14 protein-coding genes and 1 pseudogene are annotated in these 15,474 nt (G+C 60.4%); 8 read left to right on the top strand and 7 right to left on the bottom strand.

Annotation, left to right across the window (positions count from 1 at the left end):
* Positions 1–131 precede the first annotated feature (131 nt).
* Positions 132–944 carry a class I SAM-dependent methyltransferase gene (locus tag NF676_RS16210; protein ID WP_252867814.1) on the top strand — a complete coding sequence of 271 codons (813 nt, stop codon included), beginning with the start codon at positions 132–134 and terminating at the stop codon, positions 942–944.
* A 133-nt stretch (positions 945–1,077) separates the two neighbouring features.
* Here the strand turns inward: NF676_RS16210 and pcsA are convergent, their stop codons facing one another.
* Positions 1,078–1,800: a phosphatidylcholine synthase gene (gene pcsA, locus NF676_RS16205; RefSeq protein WP_039762346.1), complete on the bottom strand. Its 723-nt coding sequence runs from the start codon at positions 1,798–1,800 to the stop codon at positions 1,078–1,080.
* A 260-nt stretch (positions 1,801–2,060) separates the two neighbouring features.
* Here pcsA and NF676_RS16200 point away from each other — a divergent pair, with 260 nt between their 5' ends.
* Together NF676_RS16200 and ligD are read left to right on the top strand one after the other, a co-directional pair.
* Positions 2,061–2,798 (top strand): tellurite resistance TerB family protein, encoded by a 738-nt coding sequence (locus NF676_RS16200; RefSeq protein WP_252876508.1) that lies wholly within the window; start codon positions 2,061–2,063, stop codon positions 2,796–2,798.
* A gap of 132 nt (positions 2,799–2,930) precedes the next feature.
* Positions 2,931–5,564, top strand: a complete 2,634-nt coding sequence (ligD, locus tag NF676_RS16195; RefSeq protein ID WP_252886384.1) for a DNA ligase D — start codon at positions 2,931–2,933, stop codon at positions 5,562–5,564.
* Here ligD and NF676_RS16190 read toward each other — a convergent pair whose 3' ends face one another.
* The 3 genes from NF676_RS16190 to sodC all read right to left on the bottom strand — a co-directional run bounded on the left by NF676_RS16190 (position 5,565) and on the right by sodC (position 7,008).
* On the bottom strand, positions 5,565–5,966 hold the full coding sequence (locus NF676_RS16190; protein WP_038861845.1) for a hypothetical protein: 402 nt from the start codon (positions 5,964–5,966) through the stop codon (positions 5,565–5,567). It abuts the gene before it with no gap.
* A gap of 80 nt (positions 5,967–6,046) precedes the next feature.
* On the bottom strand, positions 6,047–6,361 hold the full coding sequence (locus NF676_RS16185) for a DUF2388 domain-containing protein (protein ID WP_016775151.1): 315 nt from the start codon (positions 6,359–6,361) through the stop codon (positions 6,047–6,049).
* 125 nt (positions 6,362–6,486) lie between these two features.
* Positions 6,487–7,008: a superoxide dismutase family protein gene (gene sodC, locus NF676_RS16180; RefSeq protein WP_056789153.1), complete on the bottom strand. Its 522-nt coding sequence runs from the start codon at positions 7,006–7,008 to the stop codon at positions 6,487–6,489.
* Between the two features lie 222 nt (positions 7,009–7,230).
* Between sodC and NF676_RS27780 the strand changes: the two are divergent.
* A pseudogene (locus NF676_RS27780) lies at positions 7,231–7,959 on the top strand (MCP four helix bundle domain-containing protein); the annotation flags it as partial.
* 42 nt (positions 7,960–8,001) lie between these two features.
* Positions 8,002–8,865: a methyl-accepting chemotaxis protein gene (locus NF676_RS27775; RefSeq protein WP_431078556.1), complete on the top strand. Its 864-nt coding sequence runs from the start codon at positions 8,002–8,004 to the stop codon at positions 8,863–8,865.
* A gap of 167 nt (positions 8,866–9,032) precedes the next feature.
* Here the strand turns inward: NF676_RS27775 and NF676_RS16170 are convergent, their stop codons facing one another.
* Positions 9,033–9,464 (bottom strand): nuclear transport factor 2 family protein, encoded by a 432-nt coding sequence (locus NF676_RS16170; protein ID WP_095181976.1) that lies wholly within the window; start codon positions 9,462–9,464, stop codon positions 9,033–9,035.
* A gap of 529 nt (positions 9,465–9,993) precedes the next feature.
* Between NF676_RS16170 and mqo the strand changes: the two genes are divergently transcribed.
* A complete protein-coding gene (gene mqo / locus NF676_RS16165; protein WP_041480875.1) occupies positions 9,994–11,640 on the top strand; it encodes a malate dehydrogenase (quinone) in 1,647 nt (548 codons plus the stop codon).
* Between the two features lie 178 nt (positions 11,641–11,818).
* Here the strand turns inward: mqo and NF676_RS16160 are convergent, their stop codons facing one another.
* A complete protein-coding gene (locus NF676_RS16160; protein ID WP_095180270.1) occupies positions 11,819–12,247 on the bottom strand; it encodes a nuclear transport factor 2 family protein in 429 nt (142 codons plus the stop codon).
* A 439-nt stretch (positions 12,248–12,686) separates the two neighbouring features.
* Here NF676_RS16160 and NF676_RS16155 point away from each other — a divergent pair, with 439 nt between their 5' ends.
* Positions 12,687–13,496, top strand: a complete 810-nt coding sequence (locus NF676_RS16155; protein WP_431078060.1) for an OBAP family protein — start codon at positions 12,687–12,689, stop codon at positions 13,494–13,496.
* A gap of 133 nt (positions 13,497–13,629) precedes the next feature.
* Here NF676_RS16155 and NF676_RS16150 read toward each other — a convergent pair whose 3' ends face one another.
* Complete coding sequence (locus NF676_RS16150) at positions 13,630–14,400, bottom strand: alpha/beta hydrolase (protein ID WP_056789165.1); 771 nt, start codon at positions 14,398–14,400, stop codon at positions 13,630–13,632.
* A gap of 111 nt (positions 14,401–14,511) precedes the next feature.
* Between NF676_RS16150 and NF676_RS16145 the strand changes: the two genes are divergently transcribed.
* A complete protein-coding gene (locus NF676_RS16145; protein ID WP_252876501.1) occupies positions 14,512–15,471 on the top strand; it encodes an aldo/keto reductase in 960 nt (319 codons plus the stop codon).
* Positions 15,472–15,474 lie beyond the last annotated feature (3 nt).

The raw sequence follows: 15,474 nt of genomic DNA, 5'->3' as shown, positions 1-15,474 counted from the left end.
CATCGGCAAAGTGCCCGGTTTACGGGGTTGCCGGACGATTGGCAGGGACGCCGGGCAGCCTCGGCGCGATAGTGACCAAGCACAGTCTGCGCCGCCGACTGTGCATTCTCTCTGCCACGGAGCTCGCTGTCATGAGTACCCCGCTTGACCTCACTGCCCTGAAGGAACGTCAGAAAGTCGCTTGGGCCAGTGGCGACTACGCCGTGATCGGCACCACCTTGCAAATTGTTGGGGAAAACCTCGCCGAGGCTTGCGATCTGCGTTGTGATGAACAGGTGTTGGATGTCGCTGCCGGCAACGGCAATGCAACCCTGGCAGCGGCGCGGCGCGGGTGTGTAGTGACTTCGACGGATTATGTGGCGGCACTGCTGGAGCGTGGTCAGGATCGCGCCCGGGCCGAGCATCTGGAGGTGATTTTTCAGGTGGCCGATGCCGAGGCTTTGCCTTTTCCCGATGAAAGCTACGACGCCGTGTTGTCGACGTTCGGCGTGATGTTCGCGCCTGACCAGGTCACCGCCGCTGCTGAACTGGGGCGGGTCTGTCGTCGCGGCGGACGGATCGGTATGGCGAACTGGACGCCGGAGGGCTTCGTCGGCCAGATGTTCAAGACTCTCGGCCAGCATCTGCCACCGCCAGCGGTTGCACAGCCTCCATCGAACTGGGGCTCGGATGCGTGGCTGCACAAGCATTTCGATGACCGCGATTTTGTCGTGCGCGTGACCCGCAGCCACTTCAATTTCCGCTACCGCTCGGCGGCGCATTTCATTGACATTTTTCGGCACTGGTATGGGCCGGTGCACAAGGCTTTTGCAGTGTTGTCGGCGGAAGCGGGGCAGGCGTTGGAGGATGATCTGACGGAGCTGCTCAATCGATCGAATCGGGCGGGGGAGGCATCGCTGGTGGTGCCGAGCGAGTATCTGGAGGTGGTGATTACCAAGCGCTAGTCCCCATCGGATCTCCTGATCGATGAAGATCTCTGTGGGAGCGAGCCTGCTCGCGAAAGCGGTGTGCCAGCCAACCTTGATGTTGATGGAACGACCGCATTCGCGAGCAGGCTCGCTCCCACAGGGAATGTGCTTATTTCAAATGGCCGCGATCAAACCACTCCAGCGCCGTGCGCCAGATGCAGATCCCCAGGAAATAAGCCGACATCAGCAACCACAAGCCCATCACCAGCGGGTTGATCACCGGGTGATTGAGCACCAGTGACAGGCTGCACAACAGCCAGATCGCCGTCACCGCAATATTGATTGGCATGAAACGCCGCACGCGAAACGGGTGCAGGAACTTCATCCGCGTCACCGTCAGCAGCGCCAGCCCGATCACGGTGAGAAAGGTAATCCAAGGCCCCGGGCCAATGATGTACAGGCACAGCGCTACCACGTTCCAGGCCGCCGGGAAGCCGACAAAATAGTTGTCCTTGCTCTTCATGTTGACGTTGCAGAAGCAGAACAGCGACGACACCAGAATCACCGACACCGTCAGCAACAGGGTGTAATCGGGCAGGGGAATGTAGCGGTAGATAAACAGTGCCGGGATGAATACATAAGTCAGGTAATCGATCACCAGATCGAGGATCGAACCGTCGAAACTCGGCAGCACCGATTGCACATTGACCTTGCGCGCCAGTGCGCCATCGAGGCCGTCGACGATCAGCGCCACGCCCAGCCACATCAGGCAATGAATCGGCTGGTTTTCCAGCAGCGCGAGGGTGGCAAGGAAGGCGGTCACCACGCCGGTCGCGGTAAAACCATGGGCGCCCCATGCTTTCAGCCTGGCGATGTGTACGGTTGATATCACGGGGGCGTTCTCCAGAAAGTGAAGCAAGCCGGTTATCGCCCATCATCAGAAAGGGCGTCGGCAAACCGGGTCGGGTTGCAGCTATCGACCGGTTTGGCCGGGATAAGGTTCACCACCCCTGAATCTTAGCTGGCTGGCGAAAATTTTCTCGCGTGGCGATTCAACGGTGATCGGGCGTCAGCCCAACGGTGCTGGCGCTATGGCTGCGTCGGTCTATCGTTGCCTGACGCGATCGGGCCGTGGCCTCGGAGGATAACGTCATGAACACCAGCGATTTGCTTGAACAACTGCTGCGAGGCCAGGCCTCGGCGGGACAACAACGCGGAGCTTCGGCCGGTGACGGCCTGGGCGGTTTACTTGGTGGACTGTTGGGCGGCGGCAGTCAGTCCGGAGCGGGTGGCGCGGCTGCTTCGGGTGGCCTCGGCGGCCTGGGTGGTTTGCTCGGTGGCTTGCTCGGCGGCGGTGGCTTGGGAAGCGCCCTCGGTGGCGGTAGCAGAAGCCGTACCGGCGGGACCAGTTACGCGGCGCTCGCATCGCTGGGCATGATGGCTTACCAAGCGTACCAAGCCTGGCAACGCAGCCAGGCCAGTAACGCGCCGCAGGAGCTGCCACAAACCGCCGACCTGCTCGCCGGCCCGCAAATCGAAACCCACAGCCACGCGGTACTGCGCGCCCTTATCGCCGCCGCCAAGGCTGACGGCCGCATCGACGACGCAGAAAAGCATCTCATCAGCAGCGAAATCGGCAAACACACCGCCGACCCGCAGTTGCAGCAATGGCTCGACGCCGAAGTCGCCAAGCCGCTGGATGCCCGCGAAGTGGCGCAATCCGCTAACGGCGATCCGGCCGTAGCCGCCGAAATGTACCTGGCCAGCGTCATGCTGGTAGACGATCAACAGGACGCCGAACGCAGCTATCTCGATGAGCTGGCCGCCGCCTTGAACATCGATCCCGACTTGCAGGTGCATCTGGAACAGCAGGCGAAAGGGCAAGCCTGACCCGCTGTAAAAATCCCTGACACTGCCAGCCCCGGCCGCTCCATCCGTCCGGGGCTTTTTTACCTCGATTGAATTTTTCCGCCGCCGTGTCGCTCTTCTGCATAACAGAACCCGTCTGCCATCGGTGTGCTCATGAACAGGAACCTCGACGATTACAACCGCATGCGTGATTTTTCCGCGACGTCGGAACCGGCCGCAGTCAAGCGCTCGGGCCGTAAGTCGGCCAAGGATCATGCCTTGCAGTTCTGCATCCAGAAGCACGACGCTTCGCACCTGCATTACGACTTTCGCCTGGAACTCGACGGCGCCCTGAAGAGTTGGGCGGTGCCGAAGGGGCCGTCGCTGGACCCGTCGGTCAAGCGTCTGGCGATTCATGTCGAGGATCATCCGCTCGATTACGCGACGTTCGAAGGCAGCATTCCCGAGGGGCATTACGGTGCCGGTGATGTGATCGTCTGGGATCGCGGCGTGTGGATTCCGCTGGAGGATCCGCACAAGGCCTATGCCAAGGGCCGGCTCAAGTTTGAGTTGCAAGGCGAGAAGCTCGGCGGCGTGTGGAATCTGGTGCGCACGCACATGCCGGGCAAGAAGGAACAATGGTTCCTGATCAAGCATCAGGACAACGCCGCGCGCCCGCAGGATGATTTCGACGTCCTGGTCGCCGAGCCCGACAGCGTGCTCAGCGAGCGCACGATTGTCGGCAAATCGGCGGCTGCTGCCGATAAAGCCAAACCGGTGAAAAAGGCCCCGGCCAAGCCGCGCAAGCAGGCGTCCGGGCAGCTTACCGGCGCGCGCAAGGCCAAGCTCCCAGCGCTGATCAAGCCGGAACTGGCGACGCTGGTCGACAGCGCGCCCGAAGGGCAGTGGAGCTACGAGATCAAGTTTGACGGCTACCGGATCATGGCGCGGATCGATCACGATGAGGTGCAGCTGTTCACCCGCAACGGCCATGACTGGACGCACAAACTGCCGCAGCAGGCCAAAGCGCTGGCGGCGCTGGGTCTGGAATCGGCCTGGCTCGATGGCGAAATGGTCGTGGCCAACGAGCAAGGCGTGCCGGATTTTCAGGCGCTGCAGAATGCCTTCGATGCCGGGCGCAGCGGCAATATTGTTTATTACCTGTTCGACGTGCCGTATCTCAATGGCGTCGACCTGCGCGACGTGCCGGTGGAAGAACGCCGCGCCGCGCTGAGCACCATCCTCGGCGCGCAGAAAGAATCGTCAACGCTGCGCTTCTCCGAAGCCTTCGAAGAAACCCCCGATGCGCTGCTCAACAGCGCCTGCCAGATGCAGATGGAAGGACTGATCGGCAAGCGGCTCGGCTCGCCTTATGTGTCGCGGCGCAGCGGTGACTGGATCAAGCTCAAGTGCAAGCATCGCCAGGAATTCGTCATCGTCGGCTACACCGATCCGAAAGGTGCGCGCAGTGCTTTCGGCGCGTTGCTGCTCGGCCTGCACGACGCTGACAGTGGCGAGTTGCGCTACGCCGGCAAGGTCGGCACCGGGTTCAACGAAACCACATTGAAAAGCATCCTCGCCCAACTCAAGCCGTTGCAGACCAAAACCTCCGCAGTGGTCAATCCGCCCAGCGGTTTCGAGGCCAAAGGCGTGCACTGGCTCAAACCCAAACTGCTGGCCGAAGTGGCATTCGCCGAGATGACCAAGGACGGCTCGGTGCGCCACGCCGTGTTCCATGGTTTGCGCGATGACAAACCGGCCAAGGACATTACCGAAGAGCGAGCGAAGCCTGTGAAAGCTGCCAAGCCCGAAAAAACCGAAAAAACCGAAAAGACCGAAAAGACCAAAACCGCCGAAAAGCAGCCGGCAAAGAAAACCGCCGCCAGCAAAAAAGCCGAAACCGCGCCTTCGCAAGCAGGTCTGGCCGGCGGCAAGGTACGCATCACTCACCCCGATCGAGTGATCGATGCGGTCAGCGGCACGACCAAGATGCAACTGGCGCAGTATTACGCCAGCGTTGCCGAACACATCCTGCCGCAACTCAAGGATCGTCCCGTGGCCTTAGTGCGTGCACCGGACGGCATCGCCGGCGAACTGTTCTTCCAGAAGAACGCCGATCGCCTGGCCATTCCCGGCATCACCGCCCTGGACAAGGACGTCACCGGCCAGCCAGTGATGATGATCAACAATCCCGAAGCGCTGGTCGGCGCGGTGCAGATGAGCACCGTCGAACTGCACACTTGGAACGCGACGAAGGTAGATCTGGACAAGCCCGATCGCTTCGTCCTCGACCTCGACCCGGATCCTGCGTTGCCATGGAAAAGCATGGTTGAAGCCACCGCGCTGACCCTCACTGTGCTCGATGAGCTGGGCCTCAAAGCCTTCCTGAAAACCAGCGGCGGCAAAGGCATTCACTTGGTGGTGCCATTGACGCGCAAGCATGGCTGGGACGAAGTGAAGGACTTCAGCCACGCCATCGTCAGCCACATGGCCAAGTTGCTGCCGGACCGGATTTCAGCGGTGTCCGGGCCGAAAAACCGCGTCGGGCGGATCTTCATCGATTACCTGCGCAACGGCCTCGGTGCCACCACCATTTGCGCCTACGCCGCACGGGCGCGGGAAGGCATGCCGGTGTCGGTGCCGCTGTACCGAGAGGAAGTCGCTGAAATCAAGGGCGGTAATCACTGGAACATCTACAACGTTCACGAGCGTCTGACCGAAGTCGGCGATGAGCCTTGGGCGGACATGAAGAAAACCCGTCAGACCATCACCGCCGAGATGCGCAAGCGCGTCGGCATGAAAAAGTGATCAGGTGTCGCGCAGCAAGTCGTGGGCGTTGAGCAGTTCGAAGGCGATTTGCGGGTGGTTTTCCAGGCCCTTGCGAATCGCCGCCGGGATTGCCGCGCGAGTCTTGCGACACAGGCCTGGCAGCTCGTCGATCTGAATGGCGATGCCGCGCATGGTGCGCACTTCATTGAAACCGGGGGCGACGTCGACACGGATGCCGAGTTGCTCGTACATGCGCTGTTGCAGGCGTTTGAGGTCGTCGAGGTCTTTGAGTTGTTCCAGGCGCGCCAGAAGAATTTTTTCCTCAGCGCGGGTCAAGCGCAGGATGCGCAGATCGGCGCCGGGCGTTTCCAGCAACGGATCGCGCCCGCAGATGCAGGCGCCGGGAGGGCAGGGTGAGCGCAAGGGCACGGTCGTCGTCATGGCCTCCATCATAGAGGCCGTCGGACATGTTTGCCTATGTGCACTCAGCGGCCGTCCATCGGCCGCTGCTTCCCTCGTGACTACTGCTGCACGCCTTCGTATTGCACCAGAATGGCGTTGGCCAGGTCTTCATCACTGGCGTTCAAGCCAGGGTTGGCCTGGCGCACCTGTTGCAGTACCGACTCAAGATAAACCCCACGAATGGCCCCGCCGCTTGCAACGAACGCAGACACGTCGTCACGGGCCGGAATCACCATTTTGTCGTCCTTGAAGGTCGAGTACAGCGACGCGGAGACACCTGCCGAGGTGGCGACGTCACCCGCGTCAACGCGGGCCAGCGCCGAACCGACCGGCAGGCAAAGCATTAAAGAAGAAATCAGGACTAACTTGCGCATGACGTGTTCCTCCACAAGCGCTAAGCAAAAAGGGAAGGGACTACATAACGTCAGAGGTGAACGGCGCGCGGGAGTTCCGTGAGCGGTGAAAAGCCGTGAGTCAGAGTTTTCACCGCTCAGTCGGTTCAGATCACCCCACAGGCCATGCGATCGCCGCCACCGCCCAGTGGCTTGGGCATGTCGGAATGGTTATCGCCGCCGGCGTGAATCATCAGGGCGTGGCCCTTGATCTCGGAAATCTTCTTAAGGCGCGGTGCCAGCACCGGATAGTTGGCGACCCCGTCAGCCGTCACATACACCGCTGGCAGATCACCCAGGTGCCCGTCGGCGTAAGGGCCAAGGTGCTTGCCGGTTTTCGCCGGATCGAAGTGTCCGCCAGCGGCCAGTGCTGCGCCTTTGACGCCATCCTTCATGCCCGCTTCGCAGCTGCCGTTTTCATGGACATGGAAACCGTGAATGCCGGCCGGCAATGATTTCAGCTCGGGTGTGAACAGCAGGCCGTACGGCGTTTCGCTGACAGTGACAGAGCCGATCGCCTGCGGCGCACCGTCGGCGCTGACCAGATTGATTGCGACTTTCTCCGTTGCTGCCTGTGCGGTGCCGATTGCCAACGTGCCGAGCAGACCAAACCACAGTGCGCGTTTCATAAGCGTTTCCTTCAGCTGCATGAATGTTCGTAGCCATGGATTGATAGCCTGCCGGGGTTAACCGGCGATGAAGGCATTATCCAGCGGCGCTGCAATGTGTGACCGGGTTCGCGTTTGAAAAGTTTTGCCGGATTCAAGTCGCCGCTGACATCAGCCGATACGCTCTGTGTCGGCAGTTCCCTGCACATAGGCTTAACTGAAATCCGACAAGCGCAATCCAGCGTGCCCACGGGAGATTCCACGGTGTCGATCAAACTGCGTTTGGTGTTGCTGATTGCGACCAGCCTGCTGACGGCGCTGATCGTGAGTCTGGTCAGCTACGTGGGCAATCTGCGGATGGCCACGGCGGTCGGCGATAACACGGTGAGCATGAGCGCGCTGCGCAATCACATGGAAGCGGACATGATGCACGACGCCCTGCGCGCCGATGTCTATTCGGCGATGCTGGTCGGCCTGGGCAAAAGCACCGCCACCGCCACCGAGGTGCGCGATTCGCTCACCGAGCACGCCGGGCATTTTCGTGAAGTGCTGGATGACAACCTGAAGCTGCCGATCAACCCGCAGTTGCGTACGGCGCTGGAGCAGATCAAGCCGAGCCTCGATACCTACATCAAATCCGCCGAGCAGATCGTCGGCGTCGCGCTGGACAATCCGGATGCCGCCCAACAGCAGCTCGGCACGTTCAATAGCGCCTTTGCTCAGCTCGAAGAGCAGATGGGCGCGCTCAGCGAACTGATCGAAAACAATACCCGGCACACCAGCGAAGGCACCGAAGCGGCCATCCGCCACGCCAATCTTGCGCTGGCAGTGGTGCTGGTCGTCAGTCTGTTGCTGCTGCTGATTCAGGGGCGCTGGGTGATGCGCAGCATCCTCGGGCCGCTGCAGTCCGCCAGCCGCATCGCCGAAAGCATTGCCCATGGCAATCTCAGCGAACCGATTGTCGAGCCCGCCGGCAAGGACGAAGCCAGCGTTTTGATCCGTACATTGGCGACCATGCAGCGTGATCTGCGCAACATGATCGACGTGGTCCGGCGCAACGCTCACGGCGTCAGTGGCATGAGCGAGCAGCTCAGCCACGGCTGCCATCAGGTCGCCGACAGCAGCCAGCAGCAAAGCGTTGCCGCCGGCACCATGGCGGCCGCCGCCAGCCAGATGACCGCCAGCATCGAGGAAATCACCCGCCACGCCGAACGTGCGCTGAGCATGGCCAATCAGGCGGAAACTCTAGCGAAGGAGGGCGGCGGGGTGATTCATCAAGTGGTCAGCGACATGGACGACATCGCCCGCTCGGCACAGCAGTCGGCGCAGGTGATTCGCACGCTGGATCAGGAATCCGAGGCGATCTTCAACATCATTCAGGTGATCAAGAGCATCGCCGACCAGACCAACCTGCTGGCCCTCAACGCCGCGATCGAGGCGGCGCGGGCAGGAGAGCAGGGCCGTGGCTTTGCCGTGGTCGCGGATGAAGTGCGCAGTCTGGCCGCACGCACCAGCGCCTCGACCCAGGAAATTGCCGCAATGGTCGCGCGCATCCAGAGCAGCACGCGCGAGGCGGTCACCAGCATGGAGGCCGGCGTGGCGCAGGTCGACAAGGGCATGGCGGTGACGGCGGAAGTCGAGCGGGCGATTCGGGAAATCCTCGACGCCACGCTGAACACCACGCAACTGGTCAACGACATCACCCGCACGATTGGCGAACAGAGCCAAGCCAGTAACGAGATCGCCCATCAGGTGGAGATGATTGCCGGGATGAGCGAAGGCAACAGTCGGGTGATCGGGCAGACCGCGACGACCACCGATGAATTGTCGAATCTGGCGGGGCAGCTGGCGCGGTCGGTGGATCGGTTTCGGTTGTGATAGCGGTAGGACTGGTGTCTATCACGGCCTTATCGCTGGCAAGCCAGCTCCCACAGGGTCTGATGTTGTGAATGCAACGGTGTGCACACCATCATCCACTGTGGGAGCGGGCTTGCCCGCGATTAGGCCAGCTCGGGCAACACTGAATCAAGCCTATGTGCCCTTAATCAGAACCTGAACGCCTGCCGCCCCACCAACAACCATTTCCCGCCCTGTTTCTGCCAGATCTGGAAATTCTCGATCTCGGTCGGAATCACCTCAGTCCCTTTCAACGCCTGCGCGGAGAAGTGGTGGCGCACCAATGCGGTATCGCCAGACAGAGTAATGGTCTGCTTCTGCATCTCCAGGGTCTTGAATGCGCTGCGGCCGGTCTCGATGTCGGCGATGAATTCCTGCTTGTCCTGAATCTTGCCGCTGGAGTGGCCGTAGGTCAGGTTCGGCGCGGTCAGAGCGTTCAGTTCGGCGATGTCTTTGTGCAGCATCGCCTGGGTCAGGTGATCCACCGCTTGGGCCACTTCCTTTTCCGCCGGGGCAGGGGCGGCCATGGCGCAGGCGCTGAAGGCGCAGAACAAACCGATGAGGAGGCGGGATTTGGTCATGTTGTTTCCTTGTTGTTATTGGGTCGGAATGACTGGCTTAGTTTGTCAGTCATCGTACAACGTAGCAGGTTATTTTCTGCTTGAACAACGAGCCGTTCGCAATGATTTATCAAGTTGCGATGTGTATCGCGCAAAAAACTTTGCAGGCCAATGCCTGATCACGGTCATGTTTGGTGGCCCATGGCCGATAAGCCCCAGAGCGGAAAAAGACTTTCAAGTCGGGAACAGACGCGCGGGTTCGCCCTGACGTGATATTCTCCGCGCCAAATTTGCTTTGACTTAATTCGGTTGGCTGGCCTTTCGGGCGGGCCGACGGGATCCCTGTCGCTCAAGCAGCTGAAGCCAATAACGATAAGAAGTCAGTTCAGAAGGGACATTAACTGAGGTCGATGCCACATGTCGGCCTTGTGTGCCCACCCGTCAATATTGAAGTGTGCCGGATTGCGCGACGCCAGCCTGAGCGTCAGCAAAGCGCAACGCAGACTGATAACAACGACGGGCGGAAGGCGTTTTATCATAGGTGCAACAGATGTTTAAGAAAGTGAACACAGCCTTGCTCGGTCTGGCTTTGGCGATGGGGATGTCGTCTGCCAATGCTGCCGAAGCCAAGAAAGTTGACGTCCTGCTGATCGGCGGCGGCATCATGAGCACCACCCTGGGTGTGTGGATCAATGAGCTGGAACCGACCTGGTCGATGGAAATGGTCGAGCGCCTCGATGGCGTCGCCCTGGAAAGCTCCAACGGCTGGAACAACGCCGGTACCGGTCACTCGGCTCTTGCCGAGCTGAACTACACCCCGGAAGACGACAAGGGCAACGTAACGATCCCGAAAGCTGTCGAGATCAACGAAGCGTTCCAGGTTTCCCGTCAGTTCTGGGCGTGGCAGGTTCAGCAGGGCGTGCTGAAGAACCCTCGTTCGTTCATCAACACCACTCCGCACATGAGCTTCGTGTGGGGCGATGACAACATCAAGTTCCTGAAAAAGCGCTACGAAGCGCTGCAGGCGAGCCCGCTGTTCGCTGGCATGCAGTATTCCGAAGATCCGGCTGTGATCAAGAAGTGGGTACCGCTGATGATGGAAGGGCGTGACCCGAACCAGAAAATCGCGGCCACCTGGAGCCCGCTGGGTACGGACATGAACTTCGGCGAAATCACCCGCCAGTTCGCCGCTCACCTGCAAACCAAACCCAACTTCGATCTGAAACTGTCGAGCGAAGTTGAAGACATCACCAAGAACGCCGATGGCACCTGGCGTGTGAGCTACAAAAACCTCAAGGACGGTACCAAGACCGAAACCGACGCCAAGTTCGTGTTCATTGGCGCTGGCGGCGGTGCTCTGCACCTGCTGCAGAAGTCGGGCATTCCTGAAGCCAAGGAATACGCAGGCTTCCCGGTTGGCGGCTCGTTCCTGGTGACCGAGAACCCGACGATTGCCGAGCAGCATCTGGCCAAGGCCTACGGCAAGGCTTCGGTTGGCGCGCCACCGATGTCGGTTCCGCACCTGGACACCCGTGTTCTGGATGGCAAGCGCGTCATTCTGTTTGGCCCGTTCGCGACCTTCAGCACCAAGTTCCTCAAGGAAGGTTCGTACTTCGACCTGCTGACCAGCACCACCACCCACAACATCTGGCCAATGACCAAGGTCGGCATCAAGGAATACCCGCTGGTCGAGTACCTTGCCGGGCAGTTGATGCTGTCGGATGAAGACCGCCTGAACGCGCTGAAGGAATACTTCCCGAACGCCAAGGCCGAAGACTGGCGTCTGTGGCAAGCCGGCCAGCGCGTGCAAATCATCAAGCGTGATGAAGCCGCTGGCGGCGTGCTGAAACTGGGCACCGAGATCGTTGCTTCGCAAGACGGCTCGATCGCCGGCCTGCTGGGCGCATCGCCAGGCGCGTCGACTGCTGCACCGATCATGCTGAGCGTGCTGCAGAAAGTCTTCAAAGACAAAGTCGCAACCCCTGAGTGGCAGACCAAGCTGCACCAGATCGTGCCGAGCTACGGCACCCAGCTGAACAGCGATCCGGCCAAAGTGGCTGCTGAGTGGGCTTACACCGCGAAAATCCTCGAACTGCCGACGCCTCCAGCGATCGGTCAGGTAGCTGCTCCGGCGGCACCTGCGGCTGACAAAGCCGTAGCGCCGAAGGAAAACGCTGCACGTGACATGGCTCTGTAAGCAGAACCCTGACACACAAAACCCACTGAACCGGCGACGGTCAGTGGGTTTTTTTATACGCCGGACCTGTAGGAGCTGACGAGTGCAACGAGGCTGCGATCTTTTGATCTTGATCTTCAAACGTCAAAGTCAAAAGATCGCAGCCTCGTTGCACTCGTCAGCTCCTACATCGGTAGGGTCAGGCTTTCGCGTTCGCCAGGTAGGCCCCCAGGCGCCGACCCATTTCTTCGCCCAGTGCTTGCAACCCGCTCAGCGGCCGCACCATCACTTCAAACTCGACAATCTTGCCGTGTTCATCGAAGCGAATCATGTCGATGCCTTTGAGTTCCTTGCTGCCGACCCTGGCGCTGAATTCGAGAATCACGTTCAGGCCATCCGCCGTCGCCAACTCGCGGTGATAGGCGAAATCTTCGAAGACTTCAAACACGGTGTTGAGGATCATCGCCACCACCGGCGCGCCGGGGTAGGGCGTGTGGGCCATGGGCGAGCGGAACACAGCTTGCGGATCAAGCAGTTCAGGCAGGGCTTTGAGATTGCCGCTGCGGATCATCTCGTGCCAGCGCGCGAGGGATGCGGCGACGTTGGGCTGCAAGGCGAGGTCGGGCATGGTCACTCCGGTTTTTATTGTTGTCGGTCGGCAATGACTGTAGATCAACCGCGCCGAAAGTGAATCCCCAAGTCTCAGGCTGAATATCTGTTCATGCCCGAAGCGGATCAGATGCGCATCTGATCCGTATTTTTCTGTTTCATCTGCCTCTGTATTCAGTACAGCCACAGGCTCAGAATGCCCCGGCAGTGCGGCCAATCACCCTCCGACCTCATTCCGAAGCGTCCGGTGCACCGCACACCCCGCATCAAGGAGCGCGACATGTACAAGATGGCAATTTTTCTCGGCGGTTTTCTGACCTTGACCATTCTGATCGGCGTGCTGGCGACGATCTCTCCAGTCTGATCCGCGCGCATTTTTTCGAACTCCGCCGTTCTCCTGCTTTCAGTTGCAGAACAGGGCCAGCATGCGCCCGTTACTGAAGTTCGAGGAGTGAAACATGCGTACGACAACCTCGCAGGGACGTTGGGTTCCCATTGGTTTGATGGTCGCCGCGCTGACTGGCTGCGCGATGAGCAACACCGAGTCACCGGTGCAGACACCGGGTCAGGCCAAGGCCTCCGATACTGAAATGCTCGAAGTCGGCGCGCAGTGGTTGCAGGACAAACCGCCGATCCGCGCGTTGAACATGTACCTTGATGGCTTTCATTTTTACAACGGTCATCCCGGCGCGCAGATGGAAGCGCACCATTACTGCTCGGCGCTCAATGAGGAAGTGTTCCAGTGCGTGATCTACGACGGCAACACGGCTGAAGCGAAGTTGATGGGCGTGGAATACATCATCAGTCAGCGTCTGTTTACGCAATTGCCGGCAAAAGAAAAAGCCTTGTGGCACAGCCATGCCCACGAAGTGACTTCCGGCCAGTTGGTCGCGCCGGGCATCCCGCAAGTGGCGGAAAAGCGACTGATGGAAAAACTCGCCAATACTTATGGCAAGACTTGGCACACTTGGCACACCGATCAGGACAAGCAACTGCCGCTGGGCGTGCCGCAGTTGATGATGGGCTTTACCGCTGACGGTCAGGCCGATGCACAAATGGTCCGCCAGCGCGATCAGCGCCTGGGCATCGACAGTGCCGAGAAGAAGACCGCTCGCGCCGGGATCAAACCGGCGCCTGTCGCAACGGGGGCTGATGCGTGGCAGAAGGGCAACGCCGTGCAGCTCAACGACCCGACCGGGCATCAGCACGTCACGCCGCGCTCGGCCACCTCTGGCGATGAAAATGCCCGGAGCGGCAGTCAGCCTTAGCTTTGGACAGTAGCTGGAAATGGTGTTGTCTGTACCGGCGTCATCGCGAGCAGGCTCACTCCTACATTTGAAATGCGTTCCCCCTGTAGGAGTGAGCCTGCTCGCGATGGCGTCCGTTTGATCGCTACATCCTTCAGCGATTCAACACATCCACAATCCACTGCAAATATTGCTCGCGCTCGGAAATCGAGTTATGCCCCGAGTCCGGCACCACCTTCAGCGTCGCCACGCCCGCAGGAAAACGCTCGAACAGCCGCTGCGTACTGCTGCGTCCAATCACTTCGTCATCACTGGCCGCCAAGAGCAACGTCGGTGCGCGAATATGCGCCGCGTATTTGCCTGATTCGAAACGATCCTTGAGCAACCACTTCACCGGCACCCACGGGTATTGCCGTTCGGCGATTTCCTCAAGGCTGTTGAACGGCGTCACCAGGATCAGATTCTGCACCGGCCGCTGACTGGCCAGGCGCACCGCCACCCCCGAACCGAGGCTGCGTCCGATGACTGCAATCTGCGGGTGGCTGGCATACACCTGATCGAACAGCGCCAGCGCATCTTCGGCAATCGCGGCTTCCGATGGCGAGCCGGTGCTGCCACCAAAGCCCCGGTAATGCAGGAAATACAGCGCGTAGTCGGGAAACGCCTCGGCGAATTCCGGCAGATTTCGCGAGACGTCCTCGGCATTGCCGCCGAAATAGATCAGCGCCCGCGTTCCGCTGCGCTCTCGGTCAGTCACCCAGACCTCGGCATCCGGCATCGACAGTTTCAATCGCGAATCCGCTGCAACCACGGCGGCAGGCTGGGGAAACCAGATCAGCGAGCGCTGAAACACGAACAGCGCGGCGCACAGCACCAGGTAAACGGCAACAATGAAAACGACGAGTGACATCAGGGTTCGGGACATTCGGCTACTTTTAACGGGGAGAGAGGTTGGCTGTGGCAGTGTAGTTCAGCGACTGTGCCTGACAGCCGGCGCACACACCATGCAACAGATCCGCGCAGCAGGAGGACTCGCATGCGCCACACTGAGGGTTATTCCCGCCGCCGCTTGCTCACCCTGGCTGCCCAGGCTGCGGCGCTGTTCACCATTGATCGGGCGTTGGCCAGCAGCGTACCGCCGACCGTCACTGCGCCGCCCACGGCAGGAGACCAGACCATGCAGACCCGCGCCATCCCTTCGAGCTCCGAGGCACTGCCCATGGTCGGATTGGGCACCTATCGCGGTTTCGACGTCGCGCCGGGCGATCCGGTTTACCGGCAGTTGCCCGCCGTCCTCGAAGCGCTGTTCAGAAAGGGCGGCACGCTGATCGACAGCTCGCCCATGTACGGCCGCGCCGAGCAGACCACCGGTGAACTGCTGTCGATCCACGAACCACGTTCGCCGGCTTTTCTCGCCACCAAGGTGTGGACGCGCGGGCGCAAGGAGGGTATCGCGCAGATGGAGCAGTCCTTCAGTCTGCTGCAAACCGAACGCATCGACCTGATGCAGATTCACAATCTGCTCGACTGGCAAACCCACTTGCCGACCCTGCGCGAATGGCAGGAGCAGGGGCGGATTCGCTACATCGGCATCACCCATTACACCTCGTCGGCCTACGACGAGGTCGAGGCCGTGCTGAAAGCCGAAAAGCTGGATTTTCTGCAGATCAACTACGCCCTCGATGATCGCGCGGTCGAGAAGCGCATCCTGCCGCTGTGCCGTGAGCGTGGGGTGGCGGTGATTTGTAATCGGCCGTTTGGCGGCGGCGATTTGCTCGCCCGGCTCAAGGGCAAGCCGCTGCCGGCGTGGGTCTCGGATGTACAGGTCAACAGTTGGCCGCAACTGGCACTGAAATTTCTCCTGGCGCACCCGGCGGTGACCTGTGTGATTCCCGGGACCAGCAATCCGCGCTACATGGCTGACAACGCCGGAGCCGGTTTTGGGCCGATGTTGACCGATGCGCAACGGCATCAGTTGATTGCGTTGCTGGGCTGAGCC

Origin of the sequence: Pseudomonas siliginis, assembly GCF_024072275.1 — a bacterium.
In the GTDB taxonomy this organism is placed as follows: domain Bacteria; phylum Pseudomonadota; class Gammaproteobacteria; order Pseudomonadales; family Pseudomonadaceae; genus Aquipseudomonas; species Aquipseudomonas siliginis.
The sequence above is the reverse complement of the archived record's forward strand: the minus strand, read 5'-3'. Positions and strand labels throughout refer to the sequence as shown.

What these genes read in the sequence shown, in the direction of transcription:
- sodC (WP_056789153.1), bottom strand. Translation starts at nt 7,008, where the DNA reads ATGAAACGCGCACTGTGGTTTGGTCTGCTCGGCACGTTGGCAATCGGC.
- NF676_RS16145 (WP_252876501.1), top strand. Translation starts at nt 14,512, where the DNA reads ATGCGCCACACTGAGGGTTATTCCCGCCGCCGCTTGCTCACCCTGGCT.
- NF676_RS16155 (WP_431078060.1), top strand. Translation starts at nt 12,687, where the DNA reads ATGCGTACGACAACCTCGCAGGGACGTTGGGTTCCCATTGGTTTGATG.
- ligD (WP_252886384.1), top strand. Translation starts at nt 2,931, where the DNA reads ATGAACAGGAACCTCGACGATTACAACCGCATGCGTGATTTTTCCGCG.
- NF676_RS16185 (WP_016775151.1), bottom strand. Translation starts at nt 6,361, where the DNA reads ATGCGCAAGTTAGTCCTGATTTCTTCTTTAATGCTTTGCCTGCCGGTC.
- NF676_RS16150 (WP_056789165.1), bottom strand. Translation starts at nt 14,400, where the DNA reads ATGTCCCGAACCCTGATGTCACTCGTCGTTTTCATTGTTGCCGTTTAC.
- NF676_RS16200 (WP_252876508.1), top strand. Translation starts at nt 2,061, where the DNA reads ATGAACACCAGCGATTTGCTTGAACAACTGCTGCGAGGCCAGGCCTCG.
- NF676_RS16210 (WP_252867814.1), top strand. Translation starts at nt 132, where the DNA reads ATGAGTACCCCGCTTGACCTCACTGCCCTGAAGGAACGTCAGAAAGTC.
- NF676_RS16170 (WP_095181976.1), bottom strand. Translation starts at nt 9,464, where the DNA reads ATGACCAAATCCCGCCTCCTCATCGGTTTGTTCTGCGCCTTCAGCGCC.
- NF676_RS16160 (WP_095180270.1), bottom strand. Translation starts at nt 12,247, where the DNA reads ATGCCCGACCTCGCCTTGCAGCCCAACGTCGCCGCATCCCTCGCGCGC.
- NF676_RS16190 (WP_038861845.1), bottom strand. Translation starts at nt 5,966, where the DNA reads ATGACGACGACCGTGCCCTTGCGCTCACCCTGCCCTCCCGGCGCCTGC.
- NF676_RS27775 (WP_431078556.1), top strand. Translation starts at nt 8,002, where the DNA reads ATGCAGCGTGATCTGCGCAACATGATCGACGTGGTCCGGCGCAACGCT.
- mqo (WP_041480875.1), top strand. Translation starts at nt 9,994, where the DNA reads ATGTTTAAGAAAGTGAACACAGCCTTGCTCGGTCTGGCTTTGGCGATG.